This is a genomic window from Calothrix sp. PCC 6303, assembly GCF_000317435.1.
Lineage (GTDB): Bacteria > Cyanobacteriota > Cyanobacteriia > Cyanobacteriales > Nostocaceae > PCC-6303.
Window position 1 is genome coordinate 3,963,281 of record NC_019751.1, and the last position, 18,066, is coordinate 3,981,346.

15 protein-coding genes are annotated in these 18,066 nt (G+C 38.8%); 6 read left to right on the forward strand and 9 right to left on the reverse strand.

Annotated features, from left to right (window positions below; genetic code table 11):
- Positions 1-6: 6 nt before the first annotated feature.
- The 3 genes from CAL6303_RS16305 to CAL6303_RS16315 all read right to left on the reverse strand — a co-directional run bounded on the left by CAL6303_RS16305 (position 7) and on the right by CAL6303_RS16315 (position 6,585).
- The gene (locus CAL6303_RS16305; RefSeq protein ID WP_015198913.1) at positions 7-2,388 is read right to left on the reverse strand and encodes an ATP-binding protein; all 2,382 of its coding nucleotides are present in this window, start codon (positions 2,386-2,388) and stop codon (positions 7-9) included.
- 715 nt (positions 2,389-3,103) lie between these two features.
- Positions 3,104-5,074, reverse strand: a complete 1,971-nt coding sequence (acs, locus tag CAL6303_RS16310) for an acetate--CoA ligase (RefSeq protein WP_015198914.1) — start codon at positions 5,072-5,074, stop codon at positions 3,104-3,106.
- Between the two features lie 815 nt (positions 5,075-5,889).
- Complete coding sequence (locus CAL6303_RS16315; RefSeq protein WP_015198915.1) at positions 5,890-6,585, reverse strand: sugar transferase; 696 nt, start codon at positions 6,583-6,585, stop codon at positions 5,890-5,892.
- 364 nt (positions 6,586-6,949) lie between these two features.
- Between CAL6303_RS16315 and CAL6303_RS16320 the strand changes: the two genes are divergently transcribed.
- A complete protein-coding gene (locus tag CAL6303_RS16320) occupies positions 6,950-7,399 on the forward strand; it encodes a hypothetical protein (protein ID WP_015198916.1) in 450 nt (149 codons plus the stop codon).
- A gap of 98 nt (positions 7,400-7,497) precedes the next feature.
- Here the strand turns inward: CAL6303_RS16320 and thrC are convergent, their stop codons facing one another.
- Positions 7,498-8,589 carry a threonine synthase gene (gene thrC, locus CAL6303_RS16325; protein ID WP_015198917.1) on the reverse strand — a complete coding sequence of 364 codons (1,092 nt, stop codon included), beginning with the start codon at positions 8,587-8,589 and terminating at the stop codon, positions 7,498-7,500.
- 336 nt (positions 8,590-8,925) lie between these two features.
- Here thrC and CAL6303_RS16330 point away from each other — a divergent pair, with 336 nt between their 5' ends.
- On the forward strand, positions 8,926-9,243 hold the full coding sequence (locus CAL6303_RS16330) for a hypothetical protein (RefSeq protein WP_015198918.1): 318 nt from the start codon (positions 8,926-8,928) through the stop codon (positions 9,241-9,243).
- Entirely contained in the window at positions 9,240-9,602 is a 363-nt protein-coding gene (locus CAL6303_RS16335) for a hypothetical protein (protein WP_015198919.1), read from the forward strand. The genes CAL6303_RS16330 and CAL6303_RS16335 overlap by 4 nt, the downstream gene beginning before the upstream one ends.
- 154 nt (positions 9,603-9,756) lie before the next feature.
- Here the strand turns inward: CAL6303_RS16335 and CAL6303_RS16340 are convergent, their stop codons facing one another.
- Positions 9,757-10,038 (reverse strand): type II toxin-antitoxin system RelE/ParE family toxin, encoded by a 282-nt coding sequence (locus tag CAL6303_RS16340; protein WP_083866321.1) that lies wholly within the window; start codon positions 10,036-10,038, stop codon positions 9,757-9,759.
- A 46-nt stretch (positions 10,039-10,084) separates the two neighbouring features.
- Positions 10,085-10,372 carry a type II toxin-antitoxin system Phd/YefM family antitoxin gene (locus CAL6303_RS16345; RefSeq protein ID WP_015198920.1) on the reverse strand — a complete coding sequence of 96 codons (288 nt, stop codon included), beginning with the start codon at positions 10,370-10,372 and terminating at the stop codon, positions 10,085-10,087.
- Positions 10,373-10,785: 413 nt separating this feature from the next.
- Between CAL6303_RS16345 and CAL6303_RS16350 the strand changes: the two genes are divergently transcribed.
- A complete protein-coding gene (locus tag CAL6303_RS16350) occupies positions 10,786-10,971 on the forward strand; it encodes a hypothetical protein (protein ID WP_015198921.1) in 186 nt (61 codons plus the stop codon).
- 27 nt (positions 10,972-10,998) lie between these two features.
- Here CAL6303_RS16350 and CAL6303_RS16355 read toward each other — a convergent pair whose 3' ends face one another.
- The gene (locus CAL6303_RS16355) at positions 10,999-13,263 is read right to left on the reverse strand and encodes a hypothetical protein (protein ID WP_015198922.1); all 2,265 of its coding nucleotides are present in this window, start codon (positions 13,261-13,263) and stop codon (positions 10,999-11,001) included.
- A gap of 185 nt (positions 13,264-13,448) precedes the next feature.
- Between CAL6303_RS16355 and CAL6303_RS16360 the strand changes: the two genes are divergently transcribed.
- Positions 13,449-15,203 (forward strand): iron uptake porin, encoded by a 1,755-nt coding sequence (locus CAL6303_RS16360; protein WP_015198923.1) that lies wholly within the window; start codon positions 13,449-13,451, stop codon positions 15,201-15,203.
- Positions 15,204-15,540: 337 nt separating this feature from the next.
- Here the strand turns inward: CAL6303_RS16360 and CAL6303_RS16365 are convergent, their stop codons facing one another.
- The gene (locus CAL6303_RS16365) at positions 15,541-15,735 is read right to left on the reverse strand and encodes a hypothetical protein (protein WP_015198924.1); all 195 of its coding nucleotides are present in this window, start codon (positions 15,733-15,735) and stop codon (positions 15,541-15,543) included.
- A 396-nt stretch (positions 15,736-16,131) separates the two neighbouring features.
- Between CAL6303_RS16365 and CAL6303_RS16370 the strand changes: the two genes are divergently transcribed.
- The gene (locus tag CAL6303_RS16370; RefSeq protein ID WP_015198925.1) at positions 16,132-16,497 is read left to right on the forward strand and encodes a DUF2237 family protein; all 366 of its coding nucleotides are present in this window, start codon (positions 16,132-16,134) and stop codon (positions 16,495-16,497) included.
- A gap of 266 nt (positions 16,498-16,763) precedes the next feature.
- Here CAL6303_RS16370 and CAL6303_RS16375 read toward each other — a convergent pair whose 3' ends face one another.
- Positions 16,764-17,714 (reverse strand): branched-chain amino acid ABC transporter permease, encoded by a 951-nt coding sequence (locus CAL6303_RS16375; protein WP_015198927.1) that lies wholly within the window; start codon positions 17,712-17,714, stop codon positions 16,764-16,766.
- Between the last annotated feature and the right edge of the window lie 352 nt (positions 17,715-18,066).

Genomic DNA, 18,066 nt, shown 5'->3' on the forward strand with positions numbered 1-18,066 from the left:
CCACAACTATTTTTGAATATTCTCTTGTAAAAATTGACGAATTTTTTGAATATTCAACACTTTTACATACTTGTTCAAAGTTTTTACAAATGCCTCGTATTTTATGTCTTTGGTTGCAATCTTTTCTAGTTCTTGTTTAATTCCTTTAATTTGTCCTTTCTTCACATATTTCATTAGTGTTGTTAAATCTGACACTGGTGGAATTATGATTTCAACCTGAGATAATATTTCTGAAGATTCATTAGAATATGTATTCTGTTCCAGATATGGATCAAAGTCATAATCTCCATATTTCCAAACTAATTTTAGGTTTTTTTCTAATAACAAATATAGCTTCTCAACTTGTATTGGTTTAAGTAGTAAATCATTCGCTCCTGCTAGGATATTTTTTTCATAATCTCGGTCATAATTATATCTATTTGCTGAGGAAATAATAATGATGGTATTTTTAAATTCTTCTATATATCGGATTTTTGTCATGAATTCCCAACCACTCATGATTGGCATCTCCAGATCACATATAATTAGGTCTGGTTTCATGTCAAAACATTTCTTCAGACCTTCTTCCCCGTTAATTGCTTCACTAACAATAAAATTAAGTGGTTCTAATAGACTAACAATAAACGAACGATTTTCCCAGTTATCATCAATAACTAAAATCTTTCGAGGATTTCCAGAATAACCAATTAATTTACCATTGGCAGTATTCTTAATACTTTCAGTCCAATCTTCAGAAATTGGACATTCCACTGCAAATTCAAATAAACTACCCATCCCTAACTGACTCTGTACTTTAATTTCGCTACCCATCATCCGCACAATTGTTTGGCTAATTGCTAATCCCAATCCTGTACCGGATGTTTGACTATGACTATTTCCCAGTTTTTCAAACGGTAAAAATATTTTTTCCTGCTGCTCACTGATAATACCAATACCAGTGTCGGAAACTGCAAAATGGATCAAAACATTATCTAAATTATAACTTGTGTCTACTTGTAATGTTATTTGACCAGTATCTGTAAATTTAATTGCATTATTTAGCAAATTAACTAATACTTGACGTAACCTTTGTTGATCACCAATAAGACCTATGGGCAAATTATCGGATTTTTTATAAACAAATTCTATGCCTTTTTTTTCTGCTTGAAGACGGAAAAATTCTACCAATCCTTGAATTAAAGAAGGAAAATGAAAATCTTGGGAATTCAACTCTATTTTATTATTGTCAATTTTAGAAATATCTAAAATGTCATTAATCATGTTTAGCAAATTAAAGCCGCATTGATATATAGTATGAATTCCATGTTTTTGCTCTTCAGTTAAATTTCTAGAGCGAGATAAAATCTGTGCATAACCCAGAATTCCATTTAGTGGAGTTCGTAACTCATGGGTCATATTTGCAAGAAATTGATTTTGAGTTTGGTTAGCAATTTTAGCATCAGTTTTTAGCTGTTTTTCTGACTTTTTTAAGTCGGATATTTGTTGGCTAATCTCGTTTAATATATCAGTATAAACTATTAATTCATTGATGTTATTGGGTTTTATTTTTAAATCTAAATTAAGTTGGTGATTCATCCGTTTAAAATTACTTAATAAAGCTTCCACCGGAGATGCGATCGCATGATTAAGATATAAGCTAATAAAGTATATACATAAGACACTCAAAACCAAATTTAATAGAATAATTATTGTTTTTAAGACATAAGTATGCTGCAATTCTGCTTCTGCTTTTAGTTGTTGAGCTTCGGCAATTTGAATAAATATAGTTATCTGATTAATTAATTTTTGTGTATCTAGACTAGTTTGATTTTTTGATAGATCTTCAACCGCTCGAATACTAAATTTTGTGAAGTCATTTTTTCTAGAAATAGCTTCTAAGTTCTCGATAAATGATTTAAATATTGCTCCATAACTCAGCAATACTGGTTTTAAACCTTTGATGGATGAATTTTCAGCAGTCTGGTTTAATTTTTTGAAAGAACTCTTTGCTCGTTCTATTTTATCAATAATTATGTTTTTTAAATCCTGAGAATTTACAACTTTTTTTGAAGATAAAGGAAAACCTGGAACTAATTGTAAACTTAAAGTTGACTGTTGCAAATCAATCAACAGTTTACGTTCCCGTTGAATTTTCAATTTAGACTCATTTGCGTGATTATAAATCCTATCACTAATAATTAACCCTATCAAGTTTCCAGAAATTAGAAACCCTAAACCAATTGCATATCCTAAATTAATTTTTTGCTGGACCTTCAAATTTGTAATTAAATGCTTAATGGATTGTAAGGACAGCAAATTTTGTTTTTTTTCCAACAAATTTGCCATCTGAGTTTCTTTTTTTGAAACTTCTGCTTCAGAAGCAGGAGATTTCTTGATTGAGTGTGCCATTGGATAAGCTTATGCCTACGTATAATTACTCGGTTTCTACAAAATTATCTGATTAATTATTGCAGTATTTGCCTTGTATGCAAATAGCGATCAAAGTGATTTAAAAAGACAATTACAACAAAAACTACTTCAGCAGATTAATTGTAATTAGCTACATTTGACATGTATATATATTGCCCAAATTGCCGAAACTATTTACATTTAGGTAGATGAGGATTGCAAATTCTCATTCAAACAATTCGCCATACTGGCAAGTGAAGATGTGAGGTAAGTAAAGATTTGACCCCCACAGCAAACACGCTGGTTAGTGGTTATAGGGGAACTAAGTAGTGGGGAGTGAGTAGTGAGTGGTGAATAGTGAGTAGGGGTAAACGCAAACATTTGGGGTGGCTATGCCTAGGCTGTTGACTTTGATATGATTTTCACGCTTTTCTTTCATACAATTTTTGTGTCATCGACTATTCCCTAGGCTGTGCTTGGGAACCCTGATTTTGAGGATCCACCTCTTATCCTCACTGAAGGTGAACCCTCGAAATCTCTATTCCTTGCCAGAGACAAGGAACAAGTCATGTTACAGATATTGCGTGAACTTTTAGCTCCAAAAAAGCACATAGTCAACAGCCTAGACTTCTCTCCCGCGAGAGTTTTCCCCCCTGCTTCTTTTGACAACTTATTTTGTTGCGACTACCTGATATACCTAAAAAATTGCTAACTCTTAGTTTCCTGCCCGCAATTTATCTAATACTCCTCTATCTTCCAATGTGGAAGTATCTCCTGATACCTCTTCTCCAGCAGCTAAATTTCGCAACAATCGCCGCATAATTTTCCCAGAGCGGGTTTTTGGCAAAGCTTCAGTAAAGCGAATTTCTCCAGGACGGGCGATCGCACCGATTTCTTTAACTACATGGGATTTAAGTTCTTTACTGAGTTCATCGCTAGCAGTATGAGTTCCTTCGAGGGTGACAAAAGCAACTACTTCTTCACCTTTGAGATCATCAGGTTTTCCTACTACTGCTGCCTCTGCTACTGCTGGATGAGAAACCAAAGCTGATTCTATTTCCATTGTCCCTAAGCGATGTCCAGAGACATTTAGAACATCATCAACCCGTCCCATAACCCAATAATAGCCATCTTCGTCACGTCTGGCTCCATCTCCAGCAAAGTATAAATACTGCCCATCAATTGGGGCAATATGTTCCCAGTAGGTGCGACGGAAGCGCTCATCATCACCATACACTGTCCGCATCATACTGGGCCAAGGATAACGTACTACCAGGTAGCCACCATCATTATCATTTGCCGGATTACCGTCCAAATCTACCACATCTGCGAGGATACCAGGGAAAGGACGTGTAGCAGAGCCCGGTTTTGTGGGAATAGCCCCCGGTAATGGGGTAATCATAATTCCCCCAGTTTCTGTTTGCCACCAAGTATCGACGATTGGGCAACGTTCTCCACCAATAACTTTGTGGTACCAAATCCAGGCTTCTGGGTTGATGGGTTCACCTACGGTTCCCAACAATCGCAAGGATGAGAGATTACGGGTGTTAGGGTGTTGATCTCCCATTTTGATGAAGGCACGAATGGCGGTAGGTGCGGTATAAAAGATGGTGACACCATGTTTTTCAATAATGTCCCAGGTACAACCAGGATTGGACGCACGGGGAGCACCTTCATACATTACGGTCGTTGCAGCATTGGAAAGGGGTCCATAAACAATATAACTATGTCCCGTGATCCAACCAACATCGGCAGTACACCAATATACATCTGTTTCTTTGAGGTCAAAAATCCATTTTGTTGTCATGTGGGTATATAGGTTATAACCACCTGTGGAATGGACAACACCCTTCGGTTTTCCTGTGCTGCCGGAAGTGTAGAGGATGAACAGCATATCCTCGCTGTCCATGGGTTCGGCAGGGCAATCAGCCGAAACTGTTTTTTGTAAATCATGCCACCAGTGATCTCTTCCCGCTGTCATTGTGACATCTTGGGCGGTGCGTTTCACAACCAAAACGTTTTCGACGCTGGGACAGGCACCATCAGCCAAAGCTTTGTCAACTTGGGGCTTGAGGGGAACAATAGCATCTTTACGCCATCCACCATCAGCTGTAATTACTAGTTTAGCTTGGGCATCGTTTAAGCGATCGCGTAATGCCTCGGCACTAAAGCCACCAAAGACAACACTATGGGGTGCCCCAATCCGCGCACAAGCCAACATTGCCACTGCTGCCTCTGGTATCATCGGCATGTAAATGCCAATGCGATCGCCTTTCTTCACCCCGAGGCTTTTGAGGACGTTGGCAAATTGACAAACTTCTCGGTGTAGCTGTGCGTAGGTGATGGTGCGGGAATCTCCTGGTTCACCTTCCCAAATAATTGCCGCTTTGTTTTTGCAGGCAGTTGTGAGATGTCTGTCAAGACAGTTGTAGGAAATATTAATTTTGCCATTGACAAACCATTTAGCGAAGGGAGGTTGCCAATCTAAGACGGTATCCCATTTTTGGAACCAGTGCAGTTCTTTTTCTGCCAATTCTGCCCAAAATCTTTCTGGATTGGCTTTGGCAAAGTCGTAGATCTGCTGATAATCTTCTAAACTCTTGATGTTGGCATTCTGCGAAAACTCCAGACTAGGTGGAAATATTCGCTTTTCCTGAAGAATTGATTCTATTGTAGGTTGAGACATAGTGACGACTGCAATTCGGTGTTGCTACTGAAATCTATTTTTAGCAAGATTTGCTGACAAATGCTTAAATTACTCAAGTTTTTCTTTGAGGATTTTGAGCATTTGCCTATGCTGCTGAGAGTTTAGAACCGATACTGAGTCTTGTCTAGTCTTATAATGAGGAGATTTTTGAGATGATTCTACAAAAATGATGTCAAATATATATCAGATATAAAAATTAAAATTAGTTTAGAAAAATCAATACTACGTTCTCTGTAATGTTCCAACAAGTAAATGATCCAGAATCCGTCATTGCGAACGCAAGATCTAGGGATTGCCACGCTTCACTAGCCTCAGCCCTTAGCTGCATACTTTGTAAGCGGGAAGGCACTTCGTGTCTAAGTTACTTAAGCGCTTAGCCCTTTCAGGGCGGCTTCGCCTACATGTACGCTTGCCGTAGGATGCCCGAAGGGCTACACGGAACGCTACACGAAGGGCATACAAGAAACGGCTCTATGCCCTGCGGGCATCCAAGAAAGGCGCAGCCGCCCTTGTGGGGCTAGGAAAGGTTTTCTGCAATGACAATTGGGCATTTTTTTATTTGCAATAGTCTTGAGATCAACTAATAAGACTGTATGGTAAGGTGTCTACGTTTTTACTGTAGCCAGAAGTTTTTAATATACCTAACAAGATTAGAATACCGAACTGAAGCAAATCATATAATTAACCGCTACATTGCACTTTCAATGTATATTTTGGTAGTTTTTGATTTTTATCAGTTCAGGCATCCTTTGAATAAATCTAGGTGATGCATACACTTATTTTATTTTTCCAATTTAATAAGCATTACTTTTCCCGACAACTACCCATATAGTTTTGAAGATTAGCATTAAGTCATAAGCATTTGACCACTTTTGTTGGTAGTTAATATCCATTTTGACAATCGTCTCAAAATCTTTAATGCTAGAACGACCATTTACTTGCCATTCTCCAGTCATTCCTGGTTTAATACGCAACCTTTCCCAGTGATGAGGTTTGTATTTGGCAACTTCGTCAAGAGTTGGTGGACGAGTACCAACTAGACTCATATCTCCTTTGAGAACATTCCAAAATTGGGGAAGTTCATCAAGACTAGTGCGTCGCAAAAACTTACCCATTGGGGTTATGCGTGGATCATCAACACATTTGAAAATATGACCTTGGGCTTCATTTTTGACTAAGTGTTTCAGTCTGTCAGCATTAACAACCATAGAACGAAACTTCCAAATTCGGAAGGTTTTACCATTCAAACCACAGCGAATCTGACTATAAAAAATTGGTCCGGGGTCAGAAATAACTGTGATACAAGCTATGGGTATAAATAAGCAAGCAGTAATTAACAGTCCGATTACAGCACCAAAAATATCAAGCAGCCGTTTAGTATTACTTGATATGGAAGGGTGGATGGAATTTTGCAGATATTTAATTGAATCAGGGTGATTCGTAATTTTTTCCGCAGCAGAGCCATCTGCACTAAATATAAAAGCAGACATAGGTTGATAACAGTGTATTTACTTAAGTTTCTTGAGTTTTCTTTCTTCGCCTTACTCACCAATCATAGTCAACTTGTACGCGTATAAGAAAGACAAAAATCAAAATTTCATCTAATCTTGCTCTAAAGTGTCAGGTTTTTAAATTTACCGTATTTTTTCTTATGAGAGAAGAATAATAAATACTTATCCGAATTCTAGACTATATCTATATTCTAAGTCTTTTTTTGAGGTAAATACGTAGACAATTCAAGATGAAGAGGCTAAATAAATTACTCGTACGCAACTGTAATTTTATATAAACTTGACTAATGATCCGCAACTCGCCACTATATAACTTAATTCTTCAGCTGTTGAGGTTGTCTGGATGTCAGTTATGGGTAAAGATTTAACACAAGAATGGTTAGGGGAAATCCAAGGATTAAAGCAGCAGTTAGCTGAACTCCAAAATGCGCGGAATGAAGCTTGGGAAAGTGCCGAGAAATGGCGTAAACTCTATAATACTGAGGCTGAACAACGCCGTACTGATAACCAGTTGGCTCAACAAGCGATCGCGTCTTTAAACGGACAGCTACAAAAAATTAAGGGTATTGATGACAAAACCCTCCCCGATGCTGATACCTCCAGCGCGATTCACGCTGAGGTTATTCAACTGCAATCTGTGGAGGAATTACAAACCAAATTAATTGCGGCGACAAAAGAACGCGATCGCTTATTGCTAGCATTGAAGACTGAGCAAGAAGAACATGCGAAAACTCGCACGAACTTGACAACAGCCCTCGGAGATGCTATAGACGGCATGAAGCAAAGATCGTAAGCTTTCCAAATTTCATGAGATTAGAGTCTTTCAAAAAATAAATGATCCAATTTTTAAACTAGACCTATTTCTTTTATTCTCCCTGCTCCCTGCTCCCTCTAAAATCCCATCGCTTTTGCAACATCTAGAACATCTGGGGCAATACCCTGTTTAAATTGGTTGCCACTGTGTTTAATTGCCGTATCTGGATCTTTGAGTCCATTTCCGGTAAGGACACAAACAACTGTTGCACCTGTGGGAATTTGATCTTTGACTTTCAACATTCCAGCTACGGATGCGGCGCTGGCAGGTTCACAGAAGACACCTTCTTCTGATGCTAAAATTCTGTAGGCGTTGAGAATTTCCTCGTCAGTAACGGCATTAAATTCTCCCATACTTGCAGATTTGGCTGCCACTGCCTTATCCCAGCTTGCGGGGTTGCCGATACGGATTGCTGTAGCGATGGTTTCGGGGTGTGCTACTGGTTGCCCATATACCAATGGTGCTGCACCTGCTGCCTGAAAGCCCATCATTTTGGGTAAGCGATCGCACTTTCCCATTTGGTGGTATTCACAAAACCCCATCCAATAAGCTGTGATGTTTCCGGCATTTCCAACCGGGATACACAACCAATCAGGAGCATCACCCAGGGTATCAACTATTTCAAAAGCTGCGGTTTTCTGTCCTTCGATGCGGTAAGGGTTGACAGAATTCACCAATGTCACGGGATATTGTTCTGACATTTCCCGAACTATTTCTAAAGCGCGATCAAAGTTGCCTTGAATTGCCAAGACTTCAGCCCCGTAAAGCAGAGCTTGCGCTAATTTACCGAGGGCAACATAACCATCTGGTATCAAAACAAAGGCTTTCATTCCACCCCGTCGTGCGTATGCGGCTGCGGCTGCTGAGGTATTTCCTGTACTAGCACAAATCACTGCCTTGGCTCCGGCTTCTTTTGCCTTAGTGATTGCCATGGTCATCCCTCGGTCTTTAAAGCTACCTGTGGGATTTAAACCATCATATTTCACAAGTACCTTCACACCTCTACCAATGTATCTCGCCAGGGATGGGGCGGGAATCAGGGGTGTATTACCTTCCAGTAATGTCACAACTGGGGTACTTTCGCTCACTGGTAGGTAAGGACGGTAGGTTTCGATTAACCCAGCCCAAGGTTGGCGGTAGGATGTAGCAGGAGACAGGCTTACAGTCACGGTGTTTCTACAGTTTTTATAATAAATCAAAGTAAAAGCTATCAGCTTTTGGTTATGGGCGGCAAGCTTTATGACAGATCATAATTTGGACATTTATCTAGCATACGCTCTGCTGTGTACTGATTGCAAATCTAAACTTTATTTTTTGTATATTTTGGGCGATTAGTCATAAATACTCTCTATTCCCTAGCTCTTAACATAACTCCAGATTTATCGCTAGTGAGAAATCCGGGGTTAGTGTTGGCAATTTCCGAGCGGATTTTGGTAACATGAAATTAGCAATATTTTGCCTTGCAATAACTTAGCTTTGTACTAAGATAACGTCAGTTAAATATCATGACAGAATCAGTATTCAAACCAAAAGAACGTCGGAGTAGGATTTCTCTAAACAGTTCTTTATCACCCGAAGAGCTAGCTAAACGCAAAGCCGAACATGAAATATTTGCTCAACGCTGTCGAGAAATTTTCGATGGAGTACGTCCCCAAATAATAGATACATACTACGGTTGGTACATTGCCATCGAACCAGAGAGCGGAGATTATTTCATAGATGCAAATATAGAAATTGCCCACGATCGAGCCTTGCAAAAGTATCCCCACAATCATCATTGTGTTTTTTGTCTAAATGAGACAGGAGCCACTGGCACGATATGATTGAGGGGAATTTTGACGACATCGGGCATATATTTTTTGAAATTGATTTGATTACTACTGATGGATTGAATTTACCTGTAGATGCTATGTTAGATACTGGCTTTACAGGTTTTTTAGTCATTAATAAACAAGATTTAGAAGTTCTTGAATGGGTTTATCGTGGTGACGAGCAAATGCTGACAGCAAGAGGGGAAGCCATTTTTGAAAAATATTTGGGTAAAGTTTTCTTGGATGAACAAGAGTATGAAATTCCTGTTTATGCAGGAGATGAAATTACAGAAGTTCTAATTGGTTCTGCGTGGTTAAAAATTTTGCCTTTGGTTGTAAATTATCAAGCTGGAATATTGACGCTAGGATGAAAGTTTTTAGATTTGTTTGAGAACGCGAACGACTTACGACTTGCGTCGGACAAGCTACTTCGCGCAAAATAACCATGTACTAGAAAAGCGCGATACTTCGGAGCTTACCGTAGGCATCGCATCGAATTATCAAGCCTATTCAACTATGACTATTTTATTCCGGTAAAATCTCCTCCCGGTAAGGTTCGCGCAAAAATTCCTCCCGCGTCATCACGGATTGAGAAGTGTGACGGATATGGTAAATAGTGACAGCTTCTCCTTCAACTGTATAAAGTATCCGATAATTTTTTCTGTAAAAAAGACATCGAATATCCTGTCCTACTAAATCTCTTTCTGGAGCAATTGGACAACGCTGTGGCATGGAAGTAAGTGTCTCAACGACATTAAATAATCCATTGAACCATTTGGCAGCATTTTCTTTTGAATACTCGCCAATCCATAAATAAAACCCCTACCGCACTAGCAGATGCGGAGGGGTTATTTTAACGCGGTATATCATGCTTTGCTCGCAATGCTTCTAAAGCTTCGATCGCATCTTGTTCTTGTCCTGCGGCAACTTCTGCTATACTTTGCCGAATTGTGGCTGCTGACTTTGCTAATTCCAAATCATCTAATAATTTTTGGTAGGATGCTGCATCTTGTAGAACCACAGATGCCTTACCATTAACAGTCAAGACAATTGGTTTTTGGTTTTCCTGTAATTGCTCGATAAACTGCCGAGCGTTACGTTGAAAATCTGAAAGTGGGTAAATTTCCCGTAGATCGAGCATGGTTATGACCTCTACATGAAATATGCATGAAATTTAATGATATCCGATCGCGGTGATAAATTCCATTGTTTGTAGTTATAGCGATCGCAATTGTCAAAATTTACTTGGGTGCGATCGCTATTTCAGTTTAGACTAGGTGCGATCGCATAAACTAACCCTGTACTGGAAAAGCGCGATCGCTTACTGCTAGCATTGAAGACATATAGGCAATAGCTATATGTCCCCCCCTGACGCTTTTCCAAGTCACTCTCCACAGATGAGGAACAAAGCCATGACCTTACGGGTCTTCAGAATTACGAATGTAAGAGATTACATTCATTAATAAAAAATATAGAATATTTTAATTATTCTTAAAATCACACTATTATAATATTTCTATTGGTGTGAGTTAAATTTAAGGGTTGAATTAAGTAATGACAACATCTAGTGTTACCACTCGTGATTTGCACAGTACCTTTGTAAGCAAGACAAACAAGGCTTACTATCGGGAAGATCAGCAAGATAAGTTTATGCACCTGCAAGCTGAAGTAGACTACTTACTCCAGCAGTTGCAGAATTTGAAGCAGGAAAAATCTGGTACAGACACCTGCGAGAATTAGTGAGAATTTTGGCTCGGATAGAAACGACTACTCAAAGCGTTGATTTTTTCCAGACCAACGCTTGAGGCTATAACCTTTGCCATTTACCACTAGTAAAGCCAAAGAATCTACTTCTGCCAGTTTAGCGATCGCACTCAAGTTCTGTTGAGGTTTTTCAGCAAAGTCTGTGTAAATTATACTGCCACCATCGGAAAAAATTACCGTTCGTGGGGACTCTTTACCCTTTGGTTTTTTCGCCCCAGGATTTAGGGTTGCTAATGCTTCTGGGGAAATGGTAAATACTGTTTCAGCCTTACTGTTCCCTGTTAAATCCAGTCGCTGTACGAGCCAATTTCCAACTTTTTGTTGAATTTGAGGCAAACTAGGTACATCAGATTTGGGTATTTGCCCAGACGCTTGTAGTGATTTCCATAGTTTTGGTAAAATCACTTTTAGCTGCTGTAAGTTTTGCTGTGCCAATTCGGAAACACTAATTGGCAGAGGTTCCACCCACTCTAATGCGGAATTACTTACAGCTAAAGCGCGGTTAGCTTCAATAATATTTTCTGTGGGTAAAGCTAACAGTCGCAGGCTTCCACCTGCTAATTTTACAGCTTTAATGGTTGCGGTAGTGGCTTTTTGTTCTCCATTTGGCAACCAGATAGCAATTTGCAATAGTGGATCTGAATTTATCCCCAAATTTGACCACAAATACTTATCTGCTGAGGTTTTGGGTAAATTTAAATTATTAAATGGTGGGTAAAGCCAGCGTTTACCATCATGAAAGCCTGCCACCTCTACTTGATACCATTTTTGATGGGTAACTACATCCAACTTTTCTTCAGGTTGCAGCCATTCACTGGGATTTACTTTGGTAATTGCTTGGACTGAACCAATAATTCTACTAGGGTGATTGGGTATAACTGGGGACTTCGTAACTACTTCACCACGCAACTTGGCAAACAAAACTTTGCTATCGCTGAGTGTCTGGGAGGTTGCTTTTCTTTTCTGTAACCAAGAAGTTGCTTTCGCATTTCCTTCCCTCGCAGCTACGATTAATCCTCCCCATAGTTGTACTTCCGGACGGTTTTGATTCACTTCCAAAGCTGCTTCTAAGCGATTCCACAATCTACCATCATCGGTTTTGAGAAATGCAGCAATTTCTTGAGCTTTTTCTGGTGAACCCTGTTTAAATACCTCTAAAGCTTGACTCCAGCGTCCATCAATTAAGTTTGCTAGTATTTCTTGACTAGGACTTGCCCAGCTTTTCGCTGCTTGTGCTTGAGTAAGTTGGGAATGAAGACGAATGACTTCTATTTGTGCTTGTGCAGATACAGGGATATTTTTATTTTGCTTTTGAATGGATTGCAACCATGTATAAGCTGGAGTCCACAACCCGCTACGGGCAAGGGATAAAGCCTTTTCATAGTTATCATTTTTCCAAGCTGCTGGTTTGAGGGTTATTTCTACCAATTCAACCGGGTTGAGAAATAACTTGACTGATTTGACTTGGTAAACCAGTAGCTGAGGTTCCAAACCCACAGTTTGATTTATAACTAACCCCTGCTTTTGCCATTGGGGTAACTGTCCAGTGGGACTTGTCCACGACAACATTTGTTGAATGCGATCGCGTTCTGGATTGTAGTAGATAATATGTCCATATGCTGCGGTGTATGCTGAATCCTGTCGCTGTCCCCGCAAATAAAACCACATACCTGGGGATGGTGCTGCCTCCATTTGTCCAATTTCCGTCAAAGGTAATGCCACACTAGTACCGGGACTTTCATTGATGGCATTACTTAGAGGTGCAGCAACAAAGGATTCCTCTGGTCCTGTAACTGTCGTTTGGCTAATTAACTGGTATTTCCGAGTTACTTGGGAATCCCCATCTATTCCTTGTTGGTACAGTCGTAATTCAATTATTTCTTGACAATCATCTTGACAATTTGCCCTTTTTTTGTATACGGGCAATAAAAAACCTTTATTTTTCAAAGTCAAGGTTTCACCAGGAATGAGTCCTTGCTTGGTGATGGCAGTTTGAATTTGCTTCAGAGAAAGAGGGTTTTCACCCTGCATTGAAATTCTTGCCCATGTTGGCAGCACCTTATTTAACCAGGAAACCTTTTGCGGATTGAAGATATACAAAAAGCTAATCCAAGCAAACCCCACAACCAAACTACCAGTTCCCAGGAGGAATGCGATCGCTAACCAGGAAACTAAGCTGTTTTGACGTTGATATTTTTTCCCAGTCTTCTTAATTACCCGTTTGATGATGCGTGCATTCGGGTTTGGCTGATGTGGAGGGTTTGCCATACAATTTGTCTCTGTAAATCTCTCTAAGTTCAGTCCAGCATTTTTCTTTTATACTCGTGTTTACTCCATATTGCCCAAAAGCAAGTGATGGAGATATCGCCAAATATAAGTAAATTCTCCAATGCCAAAAGTAACTTTTATTCACTAAACTCAACCATGAAGTGCGTTAGTGAGATAATGATCAGGTGAAAAGCAGGCATTTTTACCCAGAACAAGCAGCTTGTATTACTTTCTGGCTAATCATAACAGGTGTTTTCGGCTTTCCCAATCAAGCTGCATCCGCAGAAGTTGCCGAAATCAGTAAACTTCCTCAACAAGTATCCCAAGTTGTGGAAACCTCAGATAGTTCAGATGGAGTTGTACTTGAAATCAGTAAACTTCCTCAAAAAATATCACAGGTTACGGAAACTGCTGAAAACTCAGATGAATCGATGTCACAGGTGACATCTGTATCTCAACTCAAAGATGTTCAGCCTACAGATTGGGCATTTCAAGCATTACAATCCCTAGTTGAACGCTATGGTTGTATTGCCGGATATCCTGATGGGACATACCGAGGAAATCGTTCCTTAACTAGGTATGAATTTGCAGCGGGGTTAAATGCCTGTTTAAATCGCGTGAATGAATTAATTGCCACTGGTACTGAAAATATTACTACACGCGAAGACTTAGAAAAGCTAAAAAAACTCCAAGAAGATTTTTCCGCAGAATTGGTTGCTTTGCGCGGTAGAGTTGATAACTTAGAAACACGTTCAGCCGAAGTTGCTGCAAATCAATTTTCTACCACCACAAAACTATCTGGTGTAAGTATTATTGGTGTTCAAGGACGCAGTAATAACCGTGCCGATATTAATCCCCGTGATGGAATAAGAGATACAAAAGACCCTGGTACAAATACTAATTTAATTACATTAAATCAATTATTTTTAACAACTCAAACTAGCCCGACTAGTTACTTAGTTACAGGACTTTTAGCAGGACAAGGATCAACAAATCCTCGAAATAGTAATGATATAACTTTGGGTTATGAATTTAATACTAATAGTAGCTTTGTATTAAGTGATTTGCACTATCATCAACTTCTTAGTCCTAAATTAGCAGTGATGATAGGAACCAGTAATGTTAATACAATTACGGCTTTTAGAGGTCCTAATCGGGTTGAAAATGCAGCAATCGGACCTTTATCTTATTTTGCTCAACGCAACCCAATTTTAGATATCGGCTATGTTGGACAAGCGGGAATTGCCGTGGATTGGCAGTTTAGTAAACGCGCTAGTTTACAAGGTATTTATTCTAGTGTAAGTGCCAATAATCCCAGCCAAAGAAATGGTTTATTTGATGGAAATACAACTGCTGGTGGACAGTTATTGGTGACACCAACTGATTCTATAGACGTTAGTTTATATTATTTAAATAATTATGCGGCTAATGGTTGCCTGCTTACATTTATTGGTGATGATTGTTTAACAGCAACTGATCCCATGACGAATAAAAGAGCACCTATCCAAACTAACGCCATTGGTAGTACTATTAACTGGCAACTTTCCCCCAAATTCACTATTGGTGCTTGGGGTGGTTATACTAATTCCCATATCCCTGGTAAATCTGGTAAGGTTGAAACTACTAATTGGATGGTATATTTAAACTTTCCTGATTTATTTGGCAAGGGAAATTTGGGTGGTATTTATGTTGGACAACCACCAAAAATTACCAACAGTGATTTACCTTTAGGGAGTAATGTTCCTGATTTTATTAGCGGTGGTTCAGGTAAATCTGGAGGACAACCGGGAACTACTACCCACATTGAGGCATTTTACCGTTTTCAAGTCACTGATAATATTAGTGTGACACCAGGTATTATTCATCTTATAGAACCGGGAAATACACCTGATAGTGATTCAGTAACGATAGGTGTTTTACGTACTACTTTCCTTTTTTAGTGAATTCGATGAGAGACAATAGGCTTTAAATTGCGTAGGTTATACTAATTAAAAAAATCATTACAACACATAGATAATCTCTAGGGGTTTAGCAGTGCTAAACTCCTAGCAACCCATCTGTCGTATTATTTTTGAAAATTGGCATTATAGCAATTTTAATTTATTTGAACCACACATAAATACTAAAACTTTGTCTAGATGTTCCACCAAAACGTATCTACGTGTCGTCTATTTACCTGAAAATTTCTGTAAATCAGGTGTGACTTAACCTAAACGAAATATTTTAAATATTGGGTTCCACTTTGTTTCACCCAACCTACGCATAGTTGTGGTTTTACTAAAAGAATTTTTTAGCTTTTTTGAATCCTTTATATGCAATTTTAGAGGCTTTTTTAGAGTATTTATACAAAGTTTTAGATGTTTCTTCAGCTTCTTTTGCAGCTATATAAGCTGTAACTACAGGAACCACTTTAGGTTGCACAACAATTGCAGTTGCTAATAATATCTTTTCAATATTTTCTTCTTTTGACATGATTTTTCTATGGTTTTAGTAAATTTCAGACTACTACTCCATAGTAATTAGTACCCCCATAAAAAAATAGCGTGAAAACTCCTATCAAAAATTAAATAATTAATGAAGCTTTGCAGCTATTACCTATCCTAAATTATATTATGTCCAGTTGATTGCCCATAATGTAGAGATGCGTTAGCGTAGCTCCTCCGCAGGAGGCTATATCGCATCTCTACAAAAGTTTTAATGATATTAGACATAAACACAAAGATTCTCAACTTTCTTGAAGAAGTCGGGGTTATAAAGCTATTAACAGTAAAGAATTATTCAATTTTGGCGCTGGGTATCTTGCCTGTGACATCATAAATATGGATTATTTATATTCTTGATTGCCCTCTCTAAGTATTAGTTGTAATTATGACAAATGCCAAAAATGTCCTGGGTGGTGAATTAGAGATTTGCTGTACTTCCCCAATGACGGGTTTCACTCGCAATGGAAAATGTGAAACCGGGATAAATGATATGGGTGTACATGTGGTTTGCGCGCAAGTAACTGAGGAATTTCTCAAGTTTACAAAGTTACAAGGCAACGATTTAAGTACACCTGCACCAGAATATGGTTTTCCTGGGTTGAAACCTGGGGATGGTTGGTGTTTGTGTGCAACACGTTGGCAAGATGCTTTAAAAGCTGGTGTTGCACCTCCGATAGTTTTAGCAGCAACTCACGAAAAGCTTTTGGAGTATCTTCCTTTGGAGGTGTTGAAAGAACATGCTTTAGATTAGATATTCTAGAGAATGGGTTACTTCCTATTAAAACTCTTCATTATAGGAAAGTCGCCCATTCACTAAATCATGCTCGTCTTCTAGTAGCCATAGTTTGGCTTTCTCAGAGTCTGAACTCGCAAAGATGACTTTATACTTGTCCTCGCTTCAATAATTTTTGTACTTGGAGAGTATTTGGTAAGTGTTTGGAAGTATGTCGAGAATCAAGAAAAATTTCATATTCAATACCACTCATAAAACGTGTAATAATCAGCAGCTACACAAAATTAAACTTTCTGAATAAATCGTTTCCCTAATAAACCTTGAGGACGTACCAATAACATAATAAACAGAATCCCGAAGGCAACAGCATCTTTATAACCAGAGTATTCTCCCGGTACAAATGCTTCGATGATACCGATAACGAAACCTCCTAAAACTGCACCGGGGATGCTACCCAAACCACCTAAAACGATGACTGCTAAACCTCGCAAACCAAAGGTAATACCGAAGTAAGGTCCTGCTATACTGACGCTAGATGCAAGTAGTGTCCCAGCAATTCCAGCTAAAAAACTACTAATAAAGAACGTTAAAACGATTAAGCGATCGCTATTTATCCCTAATAGGCTAGCAGTCATTGCGTCTTCTGCGATCGCTTGCATGGCTTTTCCATATTTTGTCCGATTGATAAACCATGTCATCATTGCGACTATCACAACTGAGACTATAAATATTATTATCTGTACAGTTCTTATCGGTATTGGGTTCTCTACTGTGCCGAAGTTAATTGATACTGGTAAATTTCCGTATGTATCACTGGGAAATGTGTAGTTTTCAGCCCCCACCATATACAGAATTAGATTTACAACTATTAACGCTACACCCAAGCTAGAAACCACCGTGAGTAATGCATCAGAACCTTGTTTACGGAGGGGAAGAAAAGCAAAACGTTCGATTGCTACTCCCACTAATCCAGACAAAATTCCCCCAATAATTAAAGCAGTTGCAAAGGGTAATTTAAATGGTAATGTTGTATTTGCTAGTAATCCACTAGACCCAAATGTCCCCCCCATTAATGCATAGGTAAAGTATGCACCAAGTGTGAATACTGCCCCATGCGCTAAGTTAATGATGCCTAAAATGGAGTAAACAAGGGTATATCCTAGGGCAAAGATTGCGTAGGTGCTACCAATTGATAATCCGTTGAGGAGTTGTTGGAGGAATATTGATATATGCATGTTATAAAAGTAAAAATCGTCAGTTTTAAAGCCCCAATTTGTTTAAATGATTTTGGGGTTTAAGTCCACACTATTAAAAGTAGCTAGTTTTGTCATGGGGTCTAAATCGCTGTTATAAAACTTAATTCCGAATTACTTTAATGAAGTCAGAATCAGAACTTACGCATTGACACAAAGGACAAAGTATGTTGATTTTAAAAAAGACATTTATCGTGAGGGTTTAGCAATGCTAAAACCCTACAACGCGGCTTAATGTACGATCGAAAAATGATTCATCAAAGCCTGAAATTCCCTATTTTCGTGGAAACATATCATGGTTAATTTGTATAGTGCGTAAGTCCTAAGAATTTTG

Coding starts and splice junctions, on each gene's coding strand:
- CAL6303_RS16305 (WP_015198913.1), bottom strand. CDS start 2,388: ATGGCACACTCAATCAAGAAATCTCCTGCTTCTGAAGCAGAAGTTTCA.
- CAL6303_RS16315 (WP_015198915.1), bottom strand. CDS start 6,585: ATGTCTGCTTTTATATTTAGTGCAGATGGCTCTGCTGCGGAAAAAATT.
- CAL6303_RS16330 (WP_015198918.1), top strand. CDS start 8,926: ATGACAGAATCAGTATTCAAACCAAAAGAACGTCGGAGTAGGATTTCT.
- acs (WP_015198914.1), bottom strand. CDS start 5,074: ATGTCTCAACCTACAATAGAATCAATTCTTCAGGAAAAGCGAATATTT.
- CAL6303_RS16365 (WP_015198924.1), bottom strand. CDS start 15,735: ATGTCAAAAGAAGAAAATATTGAAAAGATATTATTAGCAACTGCAATT.
- CAL6303_RS16320 (WP_015198916.1), top strand. CDS start 6,950: ATGTCAGTTATGGGTAAAGATTTAACACAAGAATGGTTAGGGGAAATC.
- CAL6303_RS16355 (WP_015198922.1), bottom strand. CDS start 13,263: ATGGCAAACCCTCCACATCAGCCAAACCCGAATGCACGCATCATCAAA.
- CAL6303_RS16375 (WP_015198927.1), bottom strand. CDS start 17,714: ATGCATATATCAATATTCCTCCAACAACTCCTCAACGGATTATCAATT.
- CAL6303_RS16370 (WP_015198925.1), top strand. CDS start 16,132: ATGACAAATGCCAAAAATGTCCTGGGTGGTGAATTAGAGATTTGCTGT.
- CAL6303_RS16335 (WP_015198919.1), top strand. CDS start 9,240: ATGATTGAGGGGAATTTTGACGACATCGGGCATATATTTTTTGAAATT.
- CAL6303_RS16345 (WP_015198920.1), bottom strand. CDS start 10,372: ATGCTCGATCTACGGGAAATTTACCCACTTTCAGATTTTCAACGTAAC.
- CAL6303_RS16350 (WP_015198921.1), top strand. CDS start 10,786: ATGACAACATCTAGTGTTACCACTCGTGATTTGCACAGTACCTTTGTA.